General features: G+C 61.4%; 2 protein-coding genes. Both read right to left on the bottom strand.

Annotated features, from left to right (window positions below; all coding sequences use genetic code 11):
- The coding region (locus tag VEH04_10535; protein ID HYG23208.1) for a porin at window positions 1-702 on the bottom strand (702 nt) is incomplete at its 3' end.
- A gap of 357 nt (window positions 703-1059) precedes the next feature.
- Window positions 1060-1569, bottom strand: a 510-nt coding sequence (locus VEH04_10530; GenBank protein ID HYG23207.1) for a LysR substrate-binding domain-containing protein, incomplete at its 5' end; no start/stop codon positions are given.

The raw sequence follows: 1569 nt of genomic DNA, 5'->3' as shown, positions 1-1569 counted from the left end.
GTATTCCGTTTGCCAGTCCGGCTCGGCGCCGGCGACGATGGTGGATGCGTACTGGCGGAACCGGGTAACGGCGGCGGACAGCAGGACCGGGCCCGATGCGTAGTTGCCGCTGGCGCCGACAAGACGGCCCGACCCGGCGGGGTTTTCATCGCCCAGCCCCAGCATCAAGCGGCCGGAAAGCGCCCCGGAGGTGCCGGTAAGGAGAATCGAATTGTTGATGCGCCCCGTCGCCTGGTGTCCGCCTGATCCGGCGCCCGAACCGGGACTTTGATACAGCGCGTTGCCCGTTCCCTGATTGTTGCCCCAGTAGCCCTGGCTGCCGGGATCCGTGGTTGCCAGGGTCAGCAGCATGGGCGAGTACTGGCGTCCGAACGAAACACTGAGCGAGGACGATGCCAGGCCCACCCATGCCTGACGGCCAAACAGCACGCCGCCCTGGCCGATCGTTCCCGTGTCGGGGTTGAATCCGTTCTCAAGAACGAAATTCGCCTTCAGGCCCCCGCCCAGATCTTCGGTGCCCCGAAATCCGATTCTGCTCCCGAGCCCTACCCCGGAAGTCATTTCCTTTTGCCGGAGCGCGGCGCCGCCGGCGTCTGTCACGCTGACGGCGACATCGAGCAGGCCATACACTGTCACATTGGATTGCGCTGAAGCTGCCCCGGAAGTAAGCAATAGCGGGAGCAAGCAAGCAAGCTTTCGCATGGATTCACCTTTAATCGTTGTTTTCCGTTACGCATTGCGGCATTCGCCGGGCGCACGGATTATTTGGTTTATCGGAAGCCTCGCCGCAATCACGACACTCGCGGGAATGAATCGAAAGCGTGTCGTCCTCAACTCTGAAAATGCAGTAAGTTCATTCGCTAGTCGTGTTGCAGCAAGACCATGCTAGCAACAGGAAGATGTGTCAGTAAGGCACAAAATTCTCACCCGGGCGGTCTCAAAAAGTTTCCACCGAGGGGCTTGGACGAACGAAAAAGTCACCACACCCGGCCCAGTGCGGGCGGGGCAATCGAGGTGACGATTTCGGGGGAAATGCAGAGGGGGAAATGCAGAGAGGACTCAGGCGTCCTTGAGATTTTCCATCAGCCACTCCCGCAGCCGCACAATGCGCGGCTCATTCTCGCGATCGCTTCTGGTGACGAAGTAGTAGCCGCCGATGCGGGGCGCATCGGGAACGACCTGCAGCAGGCCGCCGCGCATGTTTTGCACGTTGAAAACGTCGGGAAAAAGGCCGGGACCCTGATCCCGGTGCACCGCCTCGAGCACTGCGGTCGACACGCCGACGCGGGGCCCGTTCAAGTGGCCGCAGTTCTTGATGCCCAGCGCATCGAACCAGTTTTGCCAGTCTTCCTGGTAACGCTCGTGGATGAGAGGCACGGACAGCAGGTCCTTGGGCTGGCGTATTTCCGGATGCTTTTCCACCCACGCCCGCGACGCCACCGCGATCAGGCGCGGTCTCAGGATCAGGTGGTTCGAGAGATCGCGCGCGGTGGGGCAGCCGTAACGCACCACGGCATCGACCTCGTTGTCGAAGAAGGAGGGCGTTTGTTCGGTCGGGAGAAGCGATAT

The organism is Verrucomicrobiia bacterium (genome assembly GCA_035629175.1).
Classification (GTDB): domain Bacteria; phylum Verrucomicrobiota; class Verrucomicrobiia; order Limisphaerales; family DASXHY01; genus DASXHY01.
The sequence above is the reverse complement of the archived record's forward strand: the minus strand, read 5'-3'. Positions and strand labels throughout refer to the sequence as shown.